The sequence below is a fragment of the Amycolatopsis coloradensis genome (genome assembly GCF_001953865.1).
GTDB classification, from domain to species: domain Bacteria; phylum Actinomycetota; class Actinomycetes; order Mycobacteriales; family Pseudonocardiaceae; genus Amycolatopsis; species Amycolatopsis coloradensis.
Genome location: NZ_MQUQ01000014.1, coordinates 187,930 through 211,441 on the forward strand (window position 1 = coordinate 187,930; position 23,512 = coordinate 211,441).

Below are 23,512 nucleotides of genomic sequence, written 5' to 3' on the forward strand. Positions count from 1 at the left end.
GGCCGTTTGGCTTAGTAACTTGGCGGAAATCCTTTTCGTGCTTAATCTCGAAAGGACGAAAGGCGAGGAGGTGCCTGTTGACCACCCGGACCGACCGCACCGCCGCTGTCCGTATCGCCTGGGCCGCGACCAAGCTGACCAGAGCGGGCAGGCACCCCATCGCCATCGGCAGACTCGCCGCCACCGTCGGCATGGACCCCGCCGAGGCCCACCGGTTGATGGACCTGATGGGTTTCGTCATCCGCGACGGCCTGGTCGTGATGGACCGCGGCTCCCGGCCCGGCCCGGCGGGCTCCGACCTGTTCCGGGTGGACCTGTTCCTGCTGGCCGTCGCCACCGGTGAACCGGTGCACGCCGATTCGGTCTGCCCGGCGACCGGGGCGCGCGTCCGCGTCCACTTCACCCGGGACAAGGTGCTGAGTGTCGACCCGCCGCACGCCGTCGTCGCCGCGTCACGGCTGCCGGGCGTCGACCTCACCCTCGGCCAGGACTACGTCGAGGCGCTGGTCTGCACGCAGTTCTTCGCCTCGAAGGAGGCGGCCGCGGGCTGGCTGCTGGAGAACATCGACGCCCGCGTCCTGTCCGTGCCCGACTACCTGGCACACACCCGGTGGATGGTCGCCGCGCTGGAAGCCTGGCCGACGATCTGAGAACACCTGGTCGCGAGGCATCCGGGGCGATTCGTTAGCCTTTGACGTCGGCGAAAAGCCGTCGAATCGCAGAACGTGATGCCGAAGGAGAGCACCCGCAGTGCTTCGCACCCACAAAGCCGGCACCTTGCGTGCCGAGCACGCCGGTCAGACGGTCACCCTCACCGGATGGGTGGCTCGGCGGCGCGATCACGGCGGCGTCATCTTCATCGATCTGCGGGACGCCAGCGGCGTGAGCCAGGTCGTCTTCCGCGAGGGCGAGATGGCCGAGCGCGCCCACCAGCTGCGCTCGGAGTACTGCCTCCGCATCGTCGGCGAGGTCTCGAAGCGCCCCGAGGGCAACGCCAACGCCGAGATCCCCACCGGGGAGATCGAGGTGCTGGCCACCGAGCTCGAGGTGCTGTCCGAGGCCGCGGTGCTGCCGTTCCCGATCGACGACCGGGTCGACGTCGGTGAAGAGGTGCGTCTCAAGCACCGCTACCTCGACCTGCGCCGCAGCGGCCCCGCCGCCGCGATGCGCCTGCGCAGCGAGGTCAACCGCGCGGCCCGCGAGGTGCTGCACGCGCAGGAGTTCGTCGAGGTCGAGACCCCGACCATGACCCGCTCCACCCCCGAAGGCGCCCGCGACTTCGTCGTCCCGGCCCGCCTCAAGCCCGGTTCCTGGTACGCGCTCCCGCAGTCGCCGCAGCTGTTCAAGCAGCTGCTCATGGTCGGCGGGCTCGAGCGGTACTACCAGATCGCGCGCTGCTACCGGGACGAGGACTTCCGCGCCGACCGGCAGCCGGAGTTCACCCAGCTCGACATCGAGATGAGCTTCGTCGAGCAGGACGACGTCATCGCGCTCGGCGAGGACATCGTCGCCGCGCTGTGGAAGCTGATCGGCGCCGAGATCCCCCGGCCGTTCCAGCGCATCACCTACGCCGAGGCGATGGAGAAGTACGGCTCGGACAAGCCGGACCTGCGCTTCGACCTCGAACTCACCGACATGACGGCGTTCTTCGCCGACACCCCGTTCCGCGTGTTCCAGGCGCCGTACGTCGGCGCCGTCGTGATGGCGGGCGGGGCCGACCAGCCGCGCCGCACCCTCGACGCCTGGCAGGACTTCGCCAAGCAGCGAGGTCACCGCGGGCTCGCTTACATCCTGGTGAACGAGGACGGCACGCTCGGCGGGCCGGTCGCGAAGAACCTGTCGGAGAAAGAGCGCGAGACCGTCGCAGAGGCCGTCGGCGCCAAGCCGGGTGACTGCGTCTTCTTCGCCGCCGGCAAGCCCGCCGACGCGCGTTCGCTGCTCGGGGCCACCCGGCTGGAGATCGGCAGCCGTCTCGGCCTGATCGACGAGAACGCCTGGTCGTTCGTGTGGGTCGTCGACTTCCCGATGTTCATCTCGGCCGAGGAGTCCGACGACGTCGCGGTCGGCAGCGGCAAGTGGAAGGCCCTGCACCACGCGTTCACCTCACCGACCCCGGAGTGGATCGGCAAGCTCGCCGACGACCCCGGCGGCGCCCTGGCCTACGCCTACGACATCGTCTGCAACGGCAACGAGATCGGCGGTGGGTCGATCCGTATCCACCAGCAGGAACTGCAGAAGCAGGTGTTCGATCTGATGGGCCTCGGCGAGGAGGAGGCGCAGGAGAAGTTCGGCTTCCTGCTCGACGCGTTCGCCTTCGGTCCGCCGCCGCACGGCGGCATCGCGTTCGGCTGGGACCGGATCGTCATGCTGCTGGCCAAGGCCGATTCGCTGCGTGACGTGATCGCGTTCCCGAAGACCGGCGGCGGGTTCGACCCGCTGACCGCCGCACCGGCGCCGATCACGCCGGAGCAGCGCAAGGAAGCGGGCATCGACGCGAAGCCCGCACCGCCCGCGAAGAACTGATGCTCCACCTCAGGGCCGTGTGCCCGCCGGAGCGGACCGAAGAAGCGATCCGGATCCTGCGGGCCCACGCCGGGACCGCCCACCTCATCGTGCATCGCGGGGTGGCGGTCGAGCCCGAGGGTGATCTGATCGAGGCCGACGTCGCTCGCGAGGCAGCCGACGGGATCGTCGAGTCGCTGTGCGGGCTCGACCTCGACCACACCGGCGGCATCACGCTGGAAGCGCTCGACACCGCGGTGTCCGACGCGGCCGACAAGGCCGAAGAGGACGCCCCGGGGGAGGCCGCGGACGCGGTGGTGTGGCAGGAACTCGTCGGCCGCAGTGGCGAGGAATCCCGGCTCACCTGGACATTTCAGGCGTTCCTGACCATCGCGTGCCTGCTGGCCGCGGTCGGCGTGATCACGAACTCGTCGGTCACCATCGTCGGCGCGATGGTCGTCGGGCCGGAATTCGGCCCGCTGGCGGCCATCGCGATCGGGCTGGTGCTGCGCCGGGGTGATCTGGTGAAGCAGGGCGCCGTGGCGCTGCTCGGCGGATTCCCGATCGCCATGGCGATCACGCTCGGTGTGGTGCTGGCAGGCAACGCCACCGGAGTGCTCGAGGTGAGCAAGCTCGCGGACAACCACGAGGTCGATTTCGTTTACCAGGTGGGAATCGCGTCGCTGATCGTCGCGCTGCTCGCGGGCGCGGCGGGGATGCTTTCCATGACTTCGGCCAAATCCGCCGCGCTGGTGGGTGTCTTCATCTCGGTGACCACCGTGCCCGCGGCGGGTTACGCGGTGGTCGCGGCGGTTGCCGGTCAGTGGGAACGGTGCCTGTATTCGGCCGGTCAGCTGCTGGTCAATCTCATCGGAATCGTTGCAGCTGCGGCCATTGTGCTGATGGTGCGCCGTCGCGGGCAACGATCGAGGGTGACGGAACGTCCGCTCTCACGTGGATGACTCCGCAATCGCGCCAGTGCGCGCGATTGCCCGGATCTCAGTGGTCATGGTTGCTCAGTCACGAGTAGGGTCGGTGGCAATGACAGTCGATACCTCCTCTGCCGATGATTCGACAGTCGGAGCCGAAACCCTGGCCGTCGCAGCCGCAATGGCTGCCGGCGAGTCGGTCCTTTCACGTCGCTTCGGCAGTGCGATCACCCTCGTCGCACCCGAAGACCTCGCCGGCAGCGGCCCGGCGACGGTAGTGCGGGCGCGGGTGGCGTCCTCGCCGTTCGCGCTGCCACGCACCCTGGTCATCAAGCACTACCCCGATCCACCCGAGCCGGGACGGCCGGATCCGTTCGCGCAGGAGGCGGTCAGCTACCAGCTGTTCACCGCGCTCGCGCCGGAGGACCGGATGTGCCCGGAACTGCTGGCGCACGACGGCCGGTATCGCGTCCTGGTGATCGAGGACCTCGGCGGCGTCCCGACGCTGCACGACAAACTCCACGCCCGTGACGCTCGCGGCGCCGAACGCGCGCTGCTGTCCTGGGCGAGGTCGCTGGGCAGGCTGCACGCGAGCACCGCGAGCCGCGAGCCCGATTTCAACGCGTTGCTGCGCCGTCTCGGCGGCCCGGTCAAGAACGAGGACGCGCCGCTGCCCGCGGTCTGCGCCCAGCTGCCGGGGCTGCTGGAGGAACTGCTCGACGTCGAGACGCCGGAGCCGGTGCAGCGACGGGTCATGGAGGTCGCCGAACGGGCGGGCTCGCCGTCCTACCGCGCGTTCAGCCCGGTCGATCTCAGCCCGGACAACAACCTCGTGACCAGCGGCGGGGTGCGGTTCCTCGACTTCGAACGCGGTCGCGTGCGCAGCACCCTGATGGACGCGGCGTACCTGCGGCTGCCGTTCGCGTCGACCGCGGACGCGCTGGCCCTGCCGCCGGGGATGAGCGAGGCGATGATCGCGGCGTGGCGGTCCGAGGTCGTCTCGGTCTGGCCCGCGCTCGAGGACGAGGACGCGCTGGCCGAGCACCTGATGGACGGTCAGTTGCTGCTGTTGTGGGTCATCACCTGGGAGATCCTCCCGGAGCTGGACCTGGACCGGCACGCCACGCCGATCAGCCGGGAGGCGGCGCTGGTGACCTGGTGGCGGGAGCTGGCCAAGCATTCGCTGCGTGCCCGCCTGACGGACATCTCCGAGCACGCCACCCGGGTCGCCGCCGCGCTGGGTGCCCGGCTGGGGCCGCACGCGGACCTCGCCTTCTATCCCGCGTTCCGGTAACGCCGCACGGACTTTTCGCTCGACCGTCCTCGTCGCGTTACCCAGGCATCACCGCGGGTGAGTCTGCGTGGCCGATGGTGTCTACCGTGACCGTGATCAGTGTCGAAGTCACTCCCAGTCCCGAACCTCTCCTCCCGACGGCCCCGGCCGGGCCCCGGTTTGCCCGCAGACTGGTCGTACTCGGCGATTCCACGGCCGTGGGCCTTGGCGACCCGTTGCCGAACCGGGGCGGCTGGCGCGGGGTGGGCCCGCTCGTCGCCGCAGCGCTGGGCGTCGAGCCGGACGGCTATCTGAACCCGTCGTTCACCGGCGCGCGCATGGGGTGCGTGCTGACGAAGCAGCTTCCCGCGGCCGTGGCGCACCGGCCGGACGTCGCGCTGGTGGTGGCGGGGATGAACGACACACTGCGTCCCGATTTCAGCGCCGAGAAGATCGCCGCGGACCTCACCGAGGTGATCCACTCGCTCGCCGCCGTCGGCACCACCGTGGTGCCGGTGCGCTACCACGACCACGGCCGGGTGTTCCGGCTCCCGCAGTCGCTGCGGCGGGCGCTGAGCGAGCGGGTGGCCGAATTGAACGCCGCCATCGACGGCGTCGTCGAACGCGAGGGCGTGCCGTGCCTCGACCTGGAAGTCCTGCCCGGCGCCTACGACCTCACCGCGTGGAGTGTCGACCGGCTGCACCCGTCGGAGCTCGGGCACCGGATGCTGGCGACAGGCTTCACCGAACGGCTCGCCGGTGCCGGGTTCGCGGTGCCGTGCCCGGTCAACCTGACCTGCTCCGGAGGCGTGGAGCCGAGCGCCGCCGGACACGTCGGCTGGCTGGTGCTGAAGGGGGTTCCGTGGGTGTGGCGGCGGGGCCGTGAGTTCCTGCCGCACGCGGCCGTGATCATGTGGCACTCGTTCCGGGAGCGGCTGCGCTGACCTGTGCCGGAGAACGTCGGTGGCAACGGCTACGGTCGACACCGTGGCACAGGACGAACTCTTCACCGTGAACCCCGATCTCGGGCCGCCTCCGGAGCCGGAGGCGGACGAGCCGAGGGAGGTCGCCGTACCGGCAGGCTCGCCGCTGGCCGTGCGGATGCGGCCGAGGACGCTCGGCGAGGTCGTCGGCCAGCAGCACCTGTTGCGCGAGGGCGCGCCGCTGCGGCGGCTCGTCGAGGGCGCGGCGCCCGCTTCCGTGCTGCTCTACGGCCCGCCGGGGACGGGCAAGACCACGCTGGCGAACCTCGTTTCGGCCGCGACAGGGCGCCGGTTCGTGGCGATGTCGGCGCTGTCGGCCGGGGTGAAGGAGGTGCGCGGGGTCATCGAAGAGGCCCGGCGCCGCCGGAACTACAACGCCGAGAACACCGTCCTGTTCATCGACGAGGTCCACCGGTTCTCCAAGACGCAGCAGGACGCCCTGCTCGGTGCCGTCGAGGACCGGACGGTCCTGCTGGTGGCGGCCACCACGGAGAACCCGTCGTTCTCGGTCGTGGCGCCGCTGCTCTCGCGGTCGCTGGTACTGCAGTTGCAGCCGCTGACCGACGAGGACATCGTCGCGCTGATCGACCGCGCGCTGACCGACGAACGCGGTCTCGGCGGCGAACTCACGCTGACCGACGACGCGCGGGGCCATCTGGTGCGGCTGGCCACCGGCGACGCGCGGCGCGCGCTGACCGCGCTGGAGGCGGCCGCGGACGCCGCGAGCGCGACCGAGCACAAGACGATCGACCTCGGCATCGTCGAGTCCACTGTGGACAAGGCGGCGGTGCGGTACGACCGCGACGGCGATCAGCACTACGACGTCATCAGCGCGTTCATCAAATCGATCCGGGGGTCCGATGTGGACGCCGCGCTGCACTACCTGGCGCGGATGATCGAAGCGGGGGAGGACCCGCGGTTCCTGGCAAGGCGGCTGGTCGTGCACGCGAGCGAGGACATCGGGATGGCCGACCCGACGGCACTGCAGTCGGCCGTCGCGGCGGCGCACGCGGTGCAGTTCATCGGGATGCCGGAAGGACGGCTGGCGCTGGCGCAGGCGACCGTGCACCTGGCGACGGCGCCGAAGTCGAACGCCATCGTCACCTCGATCGACGCCGCGCTGTCCGACGTCCGGTCCGGGCGGATCGGGACCGTGCCGCCGCATCTGCGCGACGGGCACTACGCGGGAGCCGAGAAGCTCGGGAACGCGAAGGGCTACCGGCATCCGCAAAAAGTACCGGAAGGTGTTCTGGCGCAGCAGTATCCGCCGGACGAGCTGGTCGGGCGGGACTACTATGAGCCGACCCGGCGCGGGGCGGAGCGGACGTTGCACGAGCGGGTGCCGAAGTTGCGGCGAACTATTCGGGGCGAACGTTAGTTCCGCACTCGGAGCAATGCCGGGAAGATCGGTAACGTTTGTCGATCATGGGGCTATATCCCGGGTGGCTGGGGGATCTCTGGGTTGTCGTGCTGGGTGGGGTTCCCCGTGCTCGACCACGATGGCGAGCAGAACAAAACTGACAACCTCAACCTATGGCAAACTGGGGAAATTTCAGAGTTCGCAAGGTGATGGCTTCTTCCGTCGCGGCGCTCGCCGCGGTGACGGTGGCGACCGGAGTCCTCGCCCCGGCGGTGGCGACCGCCGCTCCGGCCGGGACCTCGTCCGCCACGGCGCAGACGCCGGACGAGGTGCGCACCAACGCCGCCGCCGTCGTCGGGCTCACGATCACTCCGGAGCTGCTGCGGCTCAGTGAACGTGACTTCGTCCATGAGGTCTACAAGGCCGCGAAGCTGCGAGGCGAGATCGCGAAGGAGGTTCAGTACGAGGCGCTCAACGCCTACAACGGCGGGTCGATTTCGTGGTCGCTGTTCCTCAAGACCTGGATCTACGAGGCACATCAGCGAGACCTGGACCGTGAAGCGGTCTACCAGGCCCGGCGCGCGGAGCGGCAGCCCGCCGCCACGCTGCTCGGTTTCGAGCTGACCACGAGCCTGCTGGCCCAGGACGACAAGAACTTCGTCTTCGCGTTGTGGGAGCGGGCCGCCAAGGGATCGTTCGTGCGGTCCGCCGCGGGCACCGTTTACAGCGGAACGCCGGCGGAGCACAAGGAGTTCATCCTTCGCGGCATCTTCGTCGAGCACCAGCGCGACTTGGACGCGGCGAAGGAGGCGGCCGAAAAGGAGGCCGCGGAAAAGAAGCTTCGCGACGCCCGGGTGAAGGCCGCCGCGGTCGTCGGCATGGACCCGGCACTGGCCGCGCAGTTGACGGACGAGTACTTCGTGCAGCACATCTGGACCCGTGACCTGGTGCCTGAGGATTCCGAGGTGTGGTACCAGGCTTGCTACAGCCGGACGCCGGAGCAGTGGCGGGCCTTCATCGACTCCGGCATTTTCGAGGCCGCGGCCAAGGACAAGGTGGACGCCATCAAGGTGCGCGCCGCCGCCGTCGTCGGTATCGATGCCCGCTACGCGAGGAACCTCCAGGAGGGCCCCTTGGTCCGGGAGATCTGGAACAGGGCGAGGTCCGGCAGCCAGGTCGAGGCCGCCGCCTATCGTGCCCTGCAGAGCGAATCCCCCGCCCAGTGGCGGACCTTCCTGGAAACGGACATCTTCGTCGCCGCCGAGGCGGACAAGCGCTGAGGCTCCTCCGCCCGGCCGCCTTTCGGTCGTGAGCACCGAACTCGCGTGATCGGACACGGATCTCGCGTGATTGAAGGCGTCACTCGTGTGATTGAAGGCGTGACTCACGTGCTTGAAGGCGAATCTCGTGATCAGGCGCCGCACACGTGAGTTCCGCCTCCAATCACGTGAGTTCCGCCTTCAAGCACGCGAGTTCGGCGTCTGATCACGCGAGTCACGTCTTCCTTTACGTTGCCGGCCGTGGACCCGGGCGTATAACGGCCTACACGGTTCCGCAGGGTGGGACTCGGTGCCATATCGTGGACCGGCGACATACAGTCCGGGACATGTCGCCGAGAACCCTCTTGCGGGCCGTCATGGCCGTTTCCGCCGTCGCGCTCCTCGCCGCGTGCAACGCTTCGGCCAAGGACCCGGCCGCCAAGGGCACCGGCGGTCCCGCGCTGGTCCTGATCACGCCGAGCCCGGTCGGCGTCAACGACTTCCTCAAGCTCGCCGTCGCCGGTGTCGAGGGCTCGGCCAAGAAGCACAACGGGACACAGAAGGTGTTCCAGAGCACCGATCCGGCTTCGATCCAGCAGAACCTCGCCGCCGCCGTGCGCGAGAAGCCCGCGGTGATCGTGGCGGTCGGCTTCAATTTCGCCGACGCGATCGCGGCCGAGGCCGAACGCAATCCCGAGCAGAAGTTCCTGTTCGTGGACTCCTGCACCACCAAGCCGTTCCCGAACGTCACCTGCGCGGTGTTCCGCGAGCACGAGGGCACCTATCTCGCGGGCGCCGAGGCCGGGCTGCTGAGCAAGACCGGTAAGGTCGGCGCGGTCGTCGTCCTCGACGCTCCCCAGTTCCGCCGGTACTCGATCCCGTTCGGCCAGGGCGCGGAGAAGGCCAAACCCGGCACCACGCTGAGCCCGCTGTTCATCGGCGGCGCCAACCCGTTCAACGACCCGGCGCGGGCGAAGGCGCTGGCCACCACGCTCGCCGGGCAGGGCGTCGACCAGGTCATGGGCGCGGCCTCCGCGGCGGGCAACCTCGGTGTCTTCGAGGCGGCCAAACAGGGCGGGTTCTTCGCGTACGGCGTCGACGCCAACCAGTGCCCGGCCAGCCCGGGGCAGGTCGCGGACAACGTCGTCAAGCGGACCGACGTCGTCATCGGAGACGGGGTCGACGCGATTCTCGGCGGCAAGTCCGGCGAGACGAAGTCCTACGGTCTCAAAGAAGGCGGCATTTCCCTGACCGGTCTCCAGCCGGAGGCCGCGACGTCGCAGTGCGTCGTCGCGAACCGCCCCGACGTGCTGGCCAAGGTCGGCGAACTGCGGGACCAGATCATCTCGGGCGCGATCGTCGTCGATGACCCGGCCGAATCCTGAGGCGGTCTCACTCCGGGGAATCGTCAAGCGGTTTCCCGGAGTGCTCGCGAACGACAACGTCGACCTCGACGTCGGCGCGGGGGAGATCCACGCGCTGATGGGGGAGAACGGCGCGGGCAAGTCCACGCTGATGTCCGTCCTCTACGGCCTGCATCGGCCCGACGAGGGCACGATCTCCTTGCACGGCGAGGAAGTCTCGTTCGACTCACCGGCGCAGGCCATCGACGCCGGCGTCGGCATGGTGCAGCAGGGGTTCGCGCTGTTCGGCGAACTCACCGTCACCGAGAACGTCGTCTTCGGCAGCGAGCCGACCCGCCGCGGCCTGCTGGACCGCAAAACGGCGACGGCTCGCGTCACCGAACTGATCGAACGGCACGAACTACGGCTGCGACCCGGCGACCGGGTCCGTGAGCTGCCGGTCGGGCTCCGGCAGCGGGTCGAGATCCTCAAACTTTTGTACCGCGAGGCCGACGTCCTGATTCTCGACGAACCCACCGCCGTGCTCACCCCGCCCGAAACCGAGCGGCTGTTCGGCGTGCTGCGCGTCCTCGCCGCCGAAGGCCGCACGATCCTGCTGGTGTCGCACAAACTCCAGGAGGTCCTCGCCGTCAGCGACCATGTCACGGTGCTGCGTGACGGCCGCGTCAGCGCTCGCGGGAACACCGCGGACCAGACCGCCGCCGGACTCGCCGCGGCGATGACCGGACGCGAGGTCGACCTCGACCGGGTCCACCCGGCCGGGACTCCTGGCGAAGCCGTCCTCGAAGTCCGCGACCTGACCATCCCCGGCCCGGAAGGGAAACCGTTGCTGGACAACGTGTCCCTGACCGTGCGCGCGGGGGAGATCGTCGGTGTCGCCGGAGTCGCGGGCAACGGCCAGGCCGAACTGTCCGGCGCGATCACCGGCCTCCTGAAGACGGACGGCGACGTCGTCCTCGGTGGACAGAACCTCGCCGGGCTCTCGGTCCGGGGCCGCCGGGACGCCGGGCTCGCGCACGTCCCGGAAGACCGCGCCGAGGTCGGCTCGGCGCCGACGGCGAGCCTCCGGGAGAACCTGGCCGTCGGCTTCCACCGCAAGCAACCCTTGGTACGCAAGGGATTTCTGCGTCGCAAGGCGGTCGGTGAGCACGCGTCGGCGATCATCGAGGCCTATGACGTCCGCGCCTCCGGCCCCGCCGCCGCGATGGGCACGCTGTCCGGCGGCAACCAGCAGAAGGCGATCTTCGGCCGCGAACTCACCCACGACGCGCCGTTCCTGCTGGTCGAACAGCCGACACGCGGGGTGGACGTCGGCGCGATCGAGAACATCCACGCCCGGCTCGTCGCCCATCGCGACGCCGGGCACGCCGTCCTGCTGATCTCCGCGGAACTCAGCGAGGTCCTCGCGTTGTCCGACCGCGTGCTGGTGCTCTTCGAAGGCCGGATCGTCGCGGAGTTCAGCAAGGCCGACGCCGATCAGCGCCGGATCGGTCTCGCCATGGCGGGAGGTGCGGGATGAACCGCGTCCGTGCCCTCGCCGTCCCGGTCGCCGCCGCGCTCGTGCTCGGTGCGATCCTGTTGCTGGCCACCGGAACCGATCCGCTGGCGGCCTACGGCGCGATCGTCTCCGGCGCGTTCGGCCCGGACGGCATCGGCGACACCCTCGCCTACGCCGTCCCCGTCGCGGGGATGGCCACCGCGCTCGCGATCCCGCTGCGCGCGGGCATGGTGAACCTCGGCGGTGAGGGGCAACTGGTGCTCGGCGCGATCAGCGCGCTCGCCGTCGGGCTGTACGTCCCCGGCCCCGGGCCGATCCGGGTGGTGCTCGCCCTGCTCGCGGGCGTCCTCGCCGGAGCCGCGTATGCCGCGCTGGCCGCGGTCTGTGAGAACCGCCTCGGCGTCCCGTTGCTGATCAGCACCCTGTTGTCGAGCTATCCGGCGATGTCGCTGGCCGGATATCTGGTGCGGTTCCCGTTGAAGGACGCCGGTTCCAGCCTGCCGCAGAGCCCGCGGCTGCCCGAAGGCGTCCGGCTGCCCGAACTGGGCGGGGTGACCACCGGGATCTTCCTGGTGCTGGCCGTGATCGCGGTCCACGCGGTGATCGACGCTCGCGCGCCCGCCGGCTTCGAGACCAAGGTGACCGGCTGGGCACCGCGGTTCGCCGCCTACGCCGGGATCGACCGTCCGAAGCTCACGCTGCGGCTGCTGGCGCTCTCGGGCGGGACCGCCGGACTGGTCGGCGCGATCGCCGTCCTCGGTTTCCCGTACCGGTTCATCGACGGCGCGCTGATCACGCCGCAGTACACCTGGATCGGCCTGCTCGCCGCCCTGCTGGCCGGTGCCGGACCGCTCGGCACACTGGTCGCGGCCGTCTTCTTCGCGGCGCTGACCAGCGGTGGGTTCGCGATGGAACGCGCCACCCAGGTCCCGCGCGAACTGACCGCGGTCCTGCAGGCGGTGCTGATCATCTTCCTGGCCGCCACCTCAGGGGTCTTCAAACGGAAGGCGGGGCGGGCATGATCGACGCGAGCCTGTTCTCTTCGGCGCTCACCGCGCTGACGCCGATCCTGTTCGCCGCGCTCGCGGGCGCGCTGTGCCAGCGGGCCGGGGTCTTCAACATCTCCCTCGAAGGCTCGCTCCTGGTCGGTTGCTTCGGCGCCGTCGCCGGGAGCTGGTACACCGGCAGCGCGTGGATCGGCGTCGTCGTGGCGGTGATCGCGGCGACCGCGTACTCGCTGATCCTCGCGATCGGGTCGATCACCTTCGACGGCGACCCGATCGTGCTGGGCGTCGCGAGCAACCTGCTCGCTGTCGGGCTCACGAGCTTCCTCATCCGCACGGTGTTCGGCACCGAAGGTTCGTTCAGCGACCCCACGCTGCAAGGTCTCGGCCAGTTCGGCCCGATTCCCGGGCAGTCGCTGCTGGTCTACCTGTCCTGGCTGGCCGTGCCCGCGCTCGCGGTGCTGCTGTACCGGCACCCGTGGGGCCTGCGACTGCGCGGGGTCGGCGAACGTCCGGAGGCCGCGTCCAGCCTGGGCGTCAACGTGACCAAGTACCGCTACGGAGTGATCCTGGCCGGGGGAGCGCTGTGCGGTCTCGGCGGCGCGCAACTGGCGCTGGGCTCGGTGACTTTGTTCGCCGAGAACATGACCGCCGGTCGGGGCTGGATCGCCGTCGTCGCGGTCATGCTCGGCCGCGCGCATCCGCTCGGCGTGCTCTTGGCTGCGCTGCTGTTCGGCCTCGCGGAGGCGCTCGGCTTCCGGCTCCAGGGCATCGGCCTGCCGCAGCAGGCCACCGACGCCGCGCCCTATGTCGTCACGCTGGTGGCGCTGTTCCTGTCCAACGTCAAGCGCAAGAAGGGACAGCCCGCGTGAGCGACGTCCTGCCCATCACCAAGATCCCCCGGCACGGACTGCCGCCGCGTGCCCTCGTCGTGGGCGATCCCGACCGCGCGACCGCGGTGGCCGAGTCGCTGGAAGACGCCGTCCTCGTCGGCCAGAACCGCGAGTACCGCAGCTACACCGGCTCCTGGCGGGGTGTCCCGGTCGTCGTGTCCTCGCACGGCGTCGGCGGCCCCGGCGCGTTGTGCCAGTTCGGCGAGCTGGCCGAAGCCGGCGTCCGCACCTTCCTCCGGCTCGGCACCGCCGGTTCGCTGGCCGACGGGATCACCGACGGCGACCTCGTCATCGCCGAGGCGGCGGTCCGCGACGACGGCGTCACCCAGCAGCTGATCCATCCGGAATACCCGGCGTTCGCCACCCCGGAGGCCGTCGTCGCGCTCAGCCGCGCCGCCCCGGAGGCACACCGGGGAGTGGTGTGGACGCGGGCCGCGTTCAGCCCGCTCGTGCTCACCCTCCCGATGGCCGACTACCTGGCCGCGCGGGTCATCGCCATTGAGATGGAACTCTCCACGCTGCTGGTGTTCGCGGCATTGCGCGGCCTGCGGGCCGGTGGTGTGCTCGTGATCGACGGCGACGCGCGGCCCGAGCACCCCGACCCGTCGGCCTACGACCCGCACCGCGACGTCGTGGCCGCCGGGGTGGCGAGGGCGACCCGCGTGGCGCTCGACGCTCTCATCGACGTGGAAGGGGCGGAATGACCGAAGTGTGGCGAAAGGCGGCGGAAGAACTCGCCGACACCTTGCGGGCGGACGCGGCCGAGCGTGACCTCGCCGGGCGTCTCCCGGTCCAGGAGGTCGGCTTGCTGCGCGAGTCCGGCCTGCTGCCCCTACTCGACACCGCCGGTTGGGCGGCCGCGAACCAGGCCACCCGGATCGTCTCCGCCGCCGACGCCTCCGTCGGGCACCTGCTCGGCTACCACTACTTGCAGCTCTGGCGCACGGGCCTGTTCGGGCCGCGCGCGGCGAGCGAACCGGGCTGGTTCTGGGCGGGCGTGAGCAATCCGCTCGACGCCGCCCTGCTCCTGACCCCGGTGGACGGCGGATTCACCGTCGAGGGCACCAAGACCTTCGCCACCGGCGCCGCGGTCGCCGATCGCCTGGTGGTCAGCGCGACGAGGACCGACAACGGCGAGAAGCTCACCTTCGTCGTCGACGCACGGGCCGACGGGATCACCTTCCCCGGTGACTGGGACAACATCGGCCAGCGGCTCACCGCGAGCGGCGCGGTGCGGTTCGAGGCCGTCCGGATCGCCCACGACGACGTCCTCGGCGCCCAGCCGGAGGATCAGTCGGATCCGAAGGTGCCCCGCATCTCCCTCGCGGCGATCGGGTTCCAGCTCATGCTGGCGCAGGTCTATGTCGGCCTCGCGTCCGGCGCGCTCGACGCCGCCGCCGTCTACACGCGGGAGACCGCGCGGGCCTGGACACTGTCCGATGTGGACAAAGCGACGCAGGACCCGTACACCCTGGCCGGGTACGGCGAACTGGTCGCGACGGCGCGTGCGGCCGGATTCGCCGTCGACGCGGCGGTTTCCGCGCTCGGCGAGGCGGACGAGCGCGGATTCGACCTGACCCCGGCCGAGCGTGCCGAAGCGGCGATCGCCATTTCGTCGGCGAAGATCGTCGCGAGCCGGGTGGCCGTCGAAACCACGAGCAAGGTCTTCGAGTTCACCGGCGCGCGGGCCACGGCGACCAAGTACGGTTTCGACCGGTTCTGGCGCAACGCCCGCACGCTGACCCTGCACGATCCCGTGACCTACAAGGCACGCGAGGTCGGCGACCACTTCCTCAACGGGATCCCGCCGTGCCTTTCGGGGTACAGCTGATGACGCTGCCGATCCTCGCCGACAGCGTCCGTCTCGACGGCGACGGCGTGCACATCCTCGACCGCCGTGTCTTCCCGTTCGAGCGGGAATGGGTACTGTGCCGGACTTCGGAGGAGGTCGCGGTGGCCATCGAGGAGATGGTCACCCAGTCGTCCGGGCCGTATTTCGCCGCGCTGGGCGCGATGGTGCTCGGCGCGCGCGAGGCGTCCGGGCTTCCCGGCGTCGAAGCCCGTGCGTACCTGGAGCGGGTGGGGGAGCGGATCATCGCCACCCGCAAGACGAACAACCACCTCCGCAAGGCCGTCGCCACCGTATTGTCCAAAGTGGACGAATCGTCCGGCGATCTCGTCGAAGCCGCGTCGAGGGGAGCGCGAGCAGGTGACGAATTGTATCGGTCCCGCAGTCGCGCGCTCGGCGAGCACACGGCCGCGCTCGTGCCGGACAAGGCGACCGTGCTGACGCATTGCTGGGCCGACCTGTACCTGGTCGAATTCGTGCTGGCCGCGCGGCGCCACGGTAAGGAGTTCTCCTTCCTGTGCACGGAAACCAGGCCGTACTTGCAGGGCGCGCGGCTGACCGCGGAGACGCTCGCCGAGATGGGCGCCGACACCCGGCTGATCACCGACGGGATGGGCGCGGCGGTGCTGTCCTCGGGTGAGGTCGGCGCGCTGGTGACCGCCGCCGACCGCGTCACCATGGACGGCCACGTCGTCAACAAGATCGGCACCCTGGGGCTCGCGGTCGCGGCGGAGGCCTTCGGCGTGCCGTTCCACGCGATGGTCCAGGCGCCCGATCAGGCCGCGCCGACCGGCGCGGACGTGCCGATCGAATACCGCGACGGCGACGAGGTGCTGAGCGCGCTCGGCCACCGCGTCGCCGGTGAGCGCGTCCGTGGGCACTATCCGGCCTTCGACGTGACACCGCCGCGTTTCGTCACCACGGTGGTGACCGACCGCGGGGCCTTCCAGCCGGGACGGCTCCGCGAGTACTACGCAGAAGGGGAAGCGAACCAGTGACCGCAACGCTGACCGCCCGATGGGTGGTCCTCGACATCGAGGGCACGCTGACCGCGACCAGCTACGTGCACGTGACCCTCTACGACTACGCGCGCCCGCGGCTGGGTCCGTGGATCGACGAGCACCCGGACGATCCCCAGGTCGCCGTCGCCGTCGCGCGGATCAAGGAACTCGGCGGGCTCCCCGCGGACGCGTCCACAGTGGACGTCGTGGGGGTGCTGCACGGCTGGATGGACGCCGACCGGAAGATCGCGCCGCTGAAGACGTTGCAAGGGCTGATCTGGCAGCGCGGATACGCCGACGGGGACCTCACGACGGAGTTCTTCGGCGACGTCGCGCCGGTGCTGCGGTCCTGGCACGAGTCGGGCCTGCGGCTGGCGGTGTTCTCCTCCGGTTCGGTCGCCGGGCAGGTCGCGTCGTTCTCGCGCACCACCGACGGCGACGTCACCGGCCTGTTCGAGAAGCATTTCGACACCGTCAACGCCGGGCCGAAACGTGAGGCGCCCTCGTACCGCGCGATCGCGTCCGCGCTGGAGGCCGAGCCGGACGACATCGTGTTCTTCTCCGACGTCCCGGCCGAACTGGACGGTGCCGCCGCCGACGGCTGGCAGACCGTCGGCCTCGCCCGCGACGGCGAGCCCTTCGGTGACGCGGATTTCGGGACACACCGGGCGATCCGGACGTTCGACGAGGTGAAGGTCGTCCCACGATGAGCATCCTGGAACTCGCCGGGCGCGCGCTGGCCGAGGAATCCGCCCGGTTCGCTCGCCTGGGCTGGATGCGGGGCACGTCGGGCAACCTCTCGGTGGTGCTCGGCCGCGCTCCGCTGCGGGTCGCCGTCACCGTCAGCGGGCGGGACAAAGGCGAGCTGACCAGCGACGATGTCGTGGTGGTCGATGAAGCCGGGCTGGCCGTGGCCGATCAGCCGCATCCGGACAAGGTGCCCTCGGCCGAGGCCGGGCTGCACGCCCGGATCGCCGCGGTCTCGGGGGCGGGCGCGGTGATCCACGTGCACGCGCTCGCGCCGGTGGTGGCCGCCGAGCACTGGCCGGACGGCGTCGAACTGCGGGACCTGGAGATGCTCAAGGGTTTCGGCCGGGCCGCGCACGACGACCTGGTGACGATCCCGGTGCTCGCGAACGGCCAGGACATGCGGGTGCTCGGCGACGCGTTCGAGGCCGGGTTCCGGGCCGACACGCCGGCGGTGATCGTCGCGCGGCACGGAATCTACGTCTGGGGTGATGACCTGCGCCACGCGAGGCACCGGCTGGAATGTTTGGAGTGGTTGCTCCGGTTCCGGGTAGAGACAAGACTCGTCAGTGAGGAAAGAGGAGCGCGATGACGCTGCTGACCGTGTGGCCGGACGACCGGCCCGGCGAGATCGCGCTCAGGACCGAGGACCCGGCCGTGATCACCGCCGAACTGGGGCGCCTCGGTGTCCGGTTCGAACGCTGGGACCTCGTTCCGGACTTGCCGCGCGACGTGACACCCGAGCAGGTGCTGGCCGCCTACGAGGAACCGATCGGCAAGGTCTCGGCCGCCGAGGGCTACACCTTCGTGGACGCCGTCCGGATGACTCCGTCCGACGAGCCCGGCTGGACCGCCGAAGCCGCCGAAGCCCGGCAGAAGTTCCTCGCCGAGCACACCCACGACGATGACGAAGACCGCTTCTTCGCCCGTGGGTCCGGCGTGTTCTACCTGCACGTCGGCGGGCGGGTGTACGCGGTGCTGTGCGAGGCGGGGGACCTGCTGAGCGTGCCCGCGAACACCACGCACTGGTTCGACATGGGGACCCGGCCCGACTACGTGTCGATCCGGTTCTTCCACGACGACGGCGGCTGGGTCGGCAACTTCACCGGGGCCACCCTGGCCGGGGACTTCCCGGACTTCGACACTTTGACCGCCGGGCGCCGCTGACCCCCCTGCCGCAAGTAGTCCTCTAGTCGCGGTTCTTGCGTGTGCATCTACCGCAACCAGAGGACTACTTGCGCGCGCTGCCGGGTCTGTCAGGCGGGGGTCCAGAGGGCAGGCACGTTCGGCGGCTCCCAGCCGGGCAGGGAGCGGTGGCCCTGGCGGCACACGTAGGCCGTGCCGTTGTGGGTCACCCTGGTGCCGGTGGTGTAGTCGACGCCTGCCTTCCAGGCGTCGGACGGAGCCGTGGTGGTCGTCGTCGGCGTGGTGGTGGTCGGTCGAGTGGTGGTCGTGGTCGGACTGGTCGTCGTCGTGGTCGTCGTGCCGGTGGTGGGCGTCGTCGTGGTCGTCGGGGGAGCACCGCCGCCACGCGGGTGGTCCGCCGCGATCGCGTAGGTGGTCCCGCCGAAGGTGAAGGTGTAGTTCGACGGCGACGCGATCGGCATGTAGTAGTTCAGCCGGATCTCGATCGTGGCGCCCGGCGCGATGGTCTGCCAGGTCGGCACGGTCACCGCGACGTGCTGGAAGTCTCCCTTCATGCCACCGACGTTGGGCCCGCTATGGCCCTTGCTCGTGACCGTCAGGCCGAAGCCGGATTGGTCGGACATGCTGCCGGGCGCGCTCGTGCCGTAGTCGAACTCGATTTTCGTGCCACCGGGGATGGTGGTGGTCGAGTTGTTGGTGATGCGCATCCGCGGGGTGATCGGGTAGTTCGCGTCGCCCAGCGCGAACCCGGTCAGGTTGACGTTCACGTCGAGCACCGACGACGGCGCGGGACGCGACGACTTGGTGTTGCCGTACGGGGCGGCGCCGCGCAGGCCGTCGTTGATCTTCGTGATCAGCGTGTCGCCCATGAAGTATTGGCCCTTGGCGTCGTCGAAGGCGTAGTCGCCCGCCAATTCCCAGATCATGATGCCGCCGATGCCCTTGTCGGCCACGTACTTGGCCTTCGTGGCGAGCGAGGCTTCGTCTTCAGTGGACAGGAACACCTTCTTGTCGTTGTTCCACAGCCACGGCGTCACCATCGTGTTGTCGTAGTGCCGGTTGTAGCTACCGGAAACCCGGTCCGTCGGGTCGGTCTTCGGGGTGAGCCCGTAGGCCTCCAGATAGTCCGGGGTGATCTCGTTCTCGAGGTTCTTCGCGTGCCACATGGGGTTCGCGCCCGCGGGCACCTCGCCCCCGGCCAGGCCGAGGTCGTGCCAGAGGTTGTCGATGCCGATCGCACCGTTACCGCAGGGCACTGTCGAGCCGACGTGGGATCCGGTACCGGGTGGACACTGTTTTTGATCCGGCAGTGGAGCAGTGCCCCACAGTCCGTTCGTCCCGCCGGACACACCTTGCCAGCCCCGGGTGTAGAAACCGACACCGATGTTGATCCGGCCCGCTTGCATCGCGCCTCGGAAATAGTGATAGGCCCAGTCGGTGTTGAGATACCCCTGACCGTCGTACTGCGGGGTGGTGTACACCTGCCAGTGCGCGAGTTCCGCGTCCTTGCCGTTGTCGTAGAGCGCCGCGTTCGGCCCGACGAACTGGTTCCACGCGCCGTGCAGGTCGTAGCTCATCATGTTGGCGTAGTCGAGATACCGCGTGACGCCGTAGACCTCCTGGCCGCGCAGCAGCCAGCCGGACGCGGGCACGGCCGCGGTCAGCAGGTAGTGCTTGCCGTCGGCGGCACCGGCCCGGTCGATCTTCTCGCGCAGCGTGCGCATCAGGTTCTCGTAGCCCGCCCACAAGGTGCCGCGGTTGGACTGCGCGATCCAGTAGTCGTCCGGGTTTCCGGCGTAGCTGGCCGATGTCGCGTACTCGTAGTCGATGTCGGCGCCGTTGAATCCGTAGTCGCGCAGGAACTTCACGACGGAATCCGCGAAGACGTCAATGCTCGCTTGGCTCTGCGTCATCTTGTAGAACCCGCCCGACGCGTTGCGCGTGCCGTCCGGGTTGAGGAAGCCGCCGGTCTCGGCCCAGCCGCCGATCGAGATCAGCGACTTCACGTTCGGGTTCTGCTTCTTGTACTTGGTCAGCAGATTGAAATGTCCCTTGTAGGGCAACGACGGATCCATCTCGGCGCCGGGGACGCCCGGCCATTCCATGCCGATGGCCTCGTTGTTCGCGCCCGGGTTGCCGACCGAAACCTTGTTCTGCGCGTCGATGTGGGCGAACGCGTAGTTGAGGTGGGTCACCTTCGACCACGGGATGTTGTTGACCAGATAGGAGGGCGAACCGTTCTTGCCGGTGCGCCAGCTGGTGAAGTAGCCGATCACGCGGCGGGAATGGTCCGCCCCCAGCGATTCCCGGCCGTTCGTGTCGTAGACGGTGCAGTAGGGGGTGTCGACGCCGGGTGTCCGGAAGAGCCCGTCGGGACGGCAGTCCTCGTGGCCTGCCGCGTTCGACGTGGACGGGGTGACGACGACGATCATGAGTCCGGCCAGCGCGATGAGCGACGCCAGCAGGGGGAGTAGTTTCCTGGTTCTCCTTGGCACGCCGAACCTCCGACAGTGGAAGATGGCCTCGGTCCCAGCAGCTTGGGCCGCTGACCAGGCGCGCGTCAATAGGTGTAGACCAATTTCCATCCGGTGCCGTAGAGCGAGGCGGACCAGCGCAGCGTCAGGTCCGGTCCGGGGACGGCCATAATTCCGGCCACATCCGGTGAGTGCTATGACCCCGTGCCGACCACCCCGACGGAAAACTCGTTGCCGTCGGGATCCGCCATTTCCACCTGCCCGCCTTCCCAGGTGCCGAGCCGGATCGCGCCGAGCGAAACCAGCCGATCGACCTCCGAAAAAGGGCCGCTCAAAGCGAAACTCACCCGGTTCTTCCCGGTCTTGGCGTCGAACGGCGGGCCGCCCCAGGTGATCTTCGGGCCGCCGTGCGGGGAGCGGATCGCGGTTTCCTGGTCACGATCCCAGACCAGCGGCCATCCGAGCGCCTTGCGCCAGAAATAGCCGACCTCCTGCGAACCGTCGCAGGCGAGCGCGCCGACGAAGCCGCATTCGGCCAGGAAGGTGTTCCCCGGTTCGATGACGCAGAATTCATTGCCCTCGGGATCGGCCAGCACGACGTGCTCTTCCTCGGGGCGCTGTCCGATGTCGATGTGCCGCGCACCGAGTTCCAGTGCTTTCGCCACGATGATTTGCTGGTCTTCAAGGGATTTGCTCGTCAGGTCGAAATGCGCGTGGTTCTTGCGGGACTTCGGTTCCTCGCTCGGGGTGAACCGCAGACGGAAACCGGTATCGTCGCTCGGTACCAGCGTTTCGCCCTCGACTTCCCAGCCGAGCAGCCCGGACCAAAATCGGGCGAGGGCGTGCGGGTCGTGCGCGGCGAAACAGAGCGCGTGCAGGGTGACTGTAATAAGCGACGCTAACCGGCCTCGGGGCGTCGCGAAAGCCATTTTCAGGACACCTGATGTCCCGAAAGTGGCTTTCGCGACACTTCACGCCGCGCCGGACAACCCGGTCAGCAGGAGACGCCGGTCCGCCCGTTCTCCACCCGCGCCGTCAGCGTCCGCAGGAACGACGGGTCCCCGTCGGCCGTGACTTTCACGTCGTACCAGCCGTTCGAAACCGGCCAGTCCACAGTGACCGAACGCCCGGCGCCGACCCGCACCACTCGCGTGAACCGCGACGACGACAGCCGCAGCGTCAGCGCCGACGAGCCCCAGTTGGACAGCTTGAACTCGACGCCCGAACGCCACGTCAGGAACCGCGTCCGCACGTCGACGCCCGCCGCCGCGCCCTTGCGGTTCCCGCGCAGTTCCCACCACGACCGGTTCGGTCCCTGGACGACCACGCGGTAGTCGTCACCCGCCAGCGGCACGGTTTCGGCGGCCTCGCCGCGGACGTCGCGGTGCGCGGGCTCGGGGAATTCACCCTTGTACGGGTACAGCGCGAAATGTGCCGACGACGAGCCGCTGTTCGCCAGCGACAGCGCGAGGGAACCGGACTTCACGACGCCGGACACCGACACCTGGTACGGCAGCGGACGCGACGGCCGGTTGCCGGGCTCGGCCACAGGCAGGCTCTGCTCAGCCGGTGCGGACGGCCGCCACCGGCTGATCGGCGCGGGCACCGCGCCCGGCCGGGTCACGCGCGGCTGACGTCCGGCGCGCGAGAAGTCGAAGGCGCCAGTGAGGTCGCCCGCGACGGTCCGGCGCCACTTGCTGATGTTCGGCTCGGCGATCCCGGTCCAGCGCTCGAGGAACCGCAGCACCGAAGTGTGGTCGTACACGGTGGAGTCGACGTTGCCGCCGATCGACCACGGCGAGACGACCGTCATCGGCACGCGCGGGCCGAAGCCGAGCGGCTGGCCGTTGAAGTGGTCGGCGTCGTTGGCCGCGTTCCCGGGCGGCATCGGCGGCGGGACGTGGTCGAAGTAGCCGTCGTTCTCGTCGAAGTTGATCAGCAGCACCGTCTTGGACCAGGTCTCGCGGTCGGACGCGATGGCGTCGAGCACGCGGTAGATCAGGTTCGCGCTGCCGACCGGGGTGGACGCGCCGGGGTGCTCGGAGTCCACCGCCGAGGGCACCAGCCAGCTCACCGCGGGCAGCCGTCGCGCCTGGATGTCCGCCTTGAGCCGGGTCACCAGCGTCTCCGGCTCGCTGCGGTACATCGCCTTCTTGAACAGGTCGCGCTCGGCGGGCGTCAGCGTGGCGACACCGGCGTCGAACTGCTTCAGCAGCTTCGCGCGCTCCTCGGGAGTCTTCTTCAGCAGAGTGTCGTAGAACTCTTCGGTGGTACGGAACTTCTCCTCGACCGAGGCCAGGATCTTCGTGCCGATCTTCTTGAACGGCACGAAGTACTCGACCGCGTTGTCGGTGAAGTTGTCCCACTCCTGGTAGATCCGCCATGGCACCCCGGCCGCTTCGAGGCGCTCGGGGTAGGTCGTCCAGTCGTAACCCTTGTGGTCGTAGGAGTACGCCGCGTTCGTGACCGCGCGGTTCGTGGTGCTGCCCGGTTCGAAGCCCGTGGTACCGGACCACAGGAAGTTCCGGTTCGGGTTGGTCGAGCCGAAGATCGAGCAGTGGTAGGCGTCGCAGAGGGTGAAGGTGTCCGCGAGTTCGTATTGCAGCGCGATGTCGCGGCGCTCGTAGTACGTCATCGTGGCGGGCGTCTTCGCCGCGATCCAGCCGTTGTTCCAGCCGCGCGCCCACGCCTTGCCGCTGCCGTTCCAGCTGTGGTCGAGGTCACCGAGGTACTGGATGTCGTCCGCTTTCCGGCCGGCGAGTTCGGCCGCCTTGCGCAGCGAGAACGGCAGCACCGTGCCGCCCGCCGGGTTCGGCTGCTCGAACACGGACTTCCCCGACGGCAGTTCCAGCGGGTGGGTGTCGGAGAAGCCCCGGACGCCGCGCAGGCTGCCGTAGTAGTGGTCGAACGACCGGTTCTCCTGCATGAGCACGATGACGTGCTCGATGGCGTCGAGTCCGCCGCGCCGCATGGGCTCGGCCATCGCGGCGTGCACGGACGGCGGGAGGAGAGTGGCGGCGGCCGCGGCGCCGGTGGCGCCCAGCAGTGTGCGGCGTGACAGTTCAGGCATGCGCGCGACCTTTGCCGAGCAATGTGAACGGCACAAGAACCGAACAGGTCGTCCTCAAGGCGAACAGCGTTCGCCACGCTCGCCGTCCCGGTTCACTGCGCTGAGTGACGGTCCGGCGGGGTGACACCGCCGAACGGCTGGCGGGACGGTAACCTCACGG

At 69.4% G+C, this 23,512-nt stretch carries 20 protein-coding genes; 17 read left to right on the forward strand and 3 right to left on the reverse strand.

Features of this window, described 5'->3' with window-relative positions:
* The first annotated feature begins 77 nt into the window (after positions 1-77).
* From merB to BS329_RS24850, 17 genes are all read left to right on the forward strand, one after another.
* On the forward strand, positions 78-650 hold the full coding sequence (gene merB, locus BS329_RS24770) for an organomercurial lyase (RefSeq protein WP_076163644.1): 573 nt from the start codon (positions 78-80) through the stop codon (positions 648-650).
* A 100-nt stretch (positions 651-750) separates the two neighbouring features.
* The gene (gene aspS, locus BS329_RS24775; protein ID WP_076163645.1) at positions 751-2,523 is read left to right on the forward strand and encodes an aspartate--tRNA ligase; all 1,773 of its coding nucleotides are present in this window, start codon (positions 751-753) and stop codon (positions 2,521-2,523) included.
* Positions 2,523-3,464: a DUF389 domain-containing protein gene (locus tag BS329_RS24780; RefSeq protein ID WP_076163646.1), complete on the forward strand. Its 942-nt coding sequence runs from the start codon at positions 2,523-2,525 to the stop codon at positions 3,462-3,464. The genes aspS and BS329_RS24780 overlap by 1 nt, the downstream gene beginning before the upstream one ends.
* 79 nt (positions 3,465-3,543) lie before the next feature.
* Positions 3,544-4,725 (forward strand): phosphotransferase, encoded by a 1,182-nt coding sequence (locus tag BS329_RS24785; RefSeq protein ID WP_076163647.1) that lies wholly within the window; start codon positions 3,544-3,546, stop codon positions 4,723-4,725.
* A gap of 74 nt (positions 4,726-4,799) precedes the next feature.
* Positions 4,800-5,648 carry an SGNH/GDSL hydrolase family protein gene (locus BS329_RS24790; protein ID WP_076163648.1) on the forward strand — a complete coding sequence of 283 codons (849 nt, stop codon included), beginning with the start codon at positions 4,800-4,802 and terminating at the stop codon, positions 5,646-5,648.
* Positions 5,649-5,691: 43 nt separating this feature from the next.
* The gene (locus tag BS329_RS24795; protein ID WP_076163649.1) at positions 5,692-7,065 is read left to right on the forward strand and encodes a replication-associated recombination protein A; all 1,374 of its coding nucleotides are present in this window, start codon (positions 5,692-5,694) and stop codon (positions 7,063-7,065) included.
* 191 nt (positions 7,066-7,256) lie between these two features.
* Positions 7,257-8,327, forward strand: a complete 1,071-nt coding sequence (locus tag BS329_RS24800) for a hypothetical protein (RefSeq protein ID WP_076163650.1) — start codon at positions 7,257-7,259, stop codon at positions 8,325-8,327.
* Positions 8,328-8,653: 326 nt separating this feature from the next.
* Positions 8,654-9,691, forward strand: a complete 1,038-nt coding sequence (locus BS329_RS24805; protein ID WP_244197279.1) for a BMP family ABC transporter substrate-binding protein — start codon at positions 8,654-8,656, stop codon at positions 9,689-9,691.
* Positions 9,672-11,189: an ABC transporter ATP-binding protein gene (locus BS329_RS24810; protein ID WP_244197280.1), complete on the forward strand. Its 1,518-nt coding sequence runs from the start codon at positions 9,672-9,674 to the stop codon at positions 11,187-11,189. The genes BS329_RS24805 and BS329_RS24810 overlap by 20 nt, the downstream gene beginning before the upstream one ends.
* Positions 11,186-12,190: an ABC transporter permease gene (locus BS329_RS24815; protein ID WP_076163652.1), complete on the forward strand. Its 1,005-nt coding sequence runs from the start codon at positions 11,186-11,188 to the stop codon at positions 12,188-12,190. Before BS329_RS24810 ends, BS329_RS24815 begins: the two co-directional genes overlap by 4 nt.
* Complete coding sequence (locus BS329_RS24820; protein ID WP_076163653.1) at positions 12,187-13,044, forward strand: ABC transporter permease; 858 nt, start codon at positions 12,187-12,189, stop codon at positions 13,042-13,044. The genes BS329_RS24815 and BS329_RS24820 overlap by 4 nt, the downstream gene beginning before the upstream one ends.
* Positions 13,041-13,769, forward strand: a complete 729-nt coding sequence (locus tag BS329_RS24825; protein WP_076163654.1) for a nucleoside phosphorylase — start codon at positions 13,041-13,043, stop codon at positions 13,767-13,769. Before BS329_RS24820 ends, BS329_RS24825 begins: the two co-directional genes overlap by 4 nt.
* Entirely contained in the window at positions 13,766-14,896 is a 1,131-nt protein-coding gene (locus BS329_RS24830; protein ID WP_076163655.1) for an acyl-CoA dehydrogenase family protein, read from the forward strand. The genes BS329_RS24825 and BS329_RS24830 overlap by 4 nt, the downstream gene beginning before the upstream one ends.
* Complete coding sequence (locus tag BS329_RS24835) at positions 14,896-15,912, forward strand: translation initiation factor eIF-2B alpha/beta/delta subunit family protein (RefSeq protein WP_076163656.1); 1,017 nt, start codon at positions 14,896-14,898, stop codon at positions 15,910-15,912. Before BS329_RS24830 ends, BS329_RS24835 begins: the two co-directional genes overlap by 1 nt.
* Entirely contained in the window at positions 15,909-16,625 is a 717-nt protein-coding gene (gene mtnC / locus BS329_RS24840; protein WP_076163657.1) for an acireductone synthase, read from the forward strand. The genes BS329_RS24835 and mtnC overlap by 4 nt, the downstream gene beginning before the upstream one ends.
* The gene (mtnB, locus tag BS329_RS24845; RefSeq protein WP_076163658.1) at positions 16,622-17,254 is read left to right on the forward strand and encodes a methylthioribulose 1-phosphate dehydratase; all 633 of its coding nucleotides are present in this window, start codon (positions 16,622-16,624) and stop codon (positions 17,252-17,254) included. The genes mtnC and mtnB overlap by 4 nt, the downstream gene beginning before the upstream one ends.
* Entirely contained in the window at positions 17,251-17,829 is a 579-nt protein-coding gene (locus BS329_RS24850) for a 1,2-dihydroxy-3-keto-5-methylthiopentene dioxygenase (protein ID WP_076163659.1), read from the forward strand. The genes mtnB and BS329_RS24850 overlap by 4 nt, the downstream gene beginning before the upstream one ends.
* Positions 17,830-17,918: 89 nt before the next feature.
* Here BS329_RS24850 and BS329_RS24855 read toward each other — a convergent pair whose 3' ends face one another.
* The 3 genes from BS329_RS24855 to BS329_RS24865 form a co-directional block, all read right to left on the reverse strand.
* Positions 17,919-20,303, reverse strand: a complete 2,385-nt coding sequence (locus BS329_RS24855) for a chitinase C-terminal domain-containing protein (protein WP_076163660.1) — start codon at positions 20,301-20,303, stop codon at positions 17,919-17,921.
* Positions 20,304-20,476: 173 nt separating this feature from the next.
* Positions 20,477-21,211 (reverse strand): VOC family protein, encoded by a 735-nt coding sequence (locus BS329_RS24860; protein ID WP_244197281.1) that lies wholly within the window; start codon positions 21,209-21,211, stop codon positions 20,477-20,479.
* Between the two features lie 65 nt (positions 21,212-21,276).
* Positions 21,277-23,352, reverse strand: coding sequence for a phosphocholine-specific phospholipase C (locus BS329_RS24865; protein ID WP_076163661.1), 2,076 nt, complete (start codon positions 23,350-23,352; stop codon positions 21,277-21,279).
* Positions 23,353-23,512: the final 160 nt, after the last annotated feature.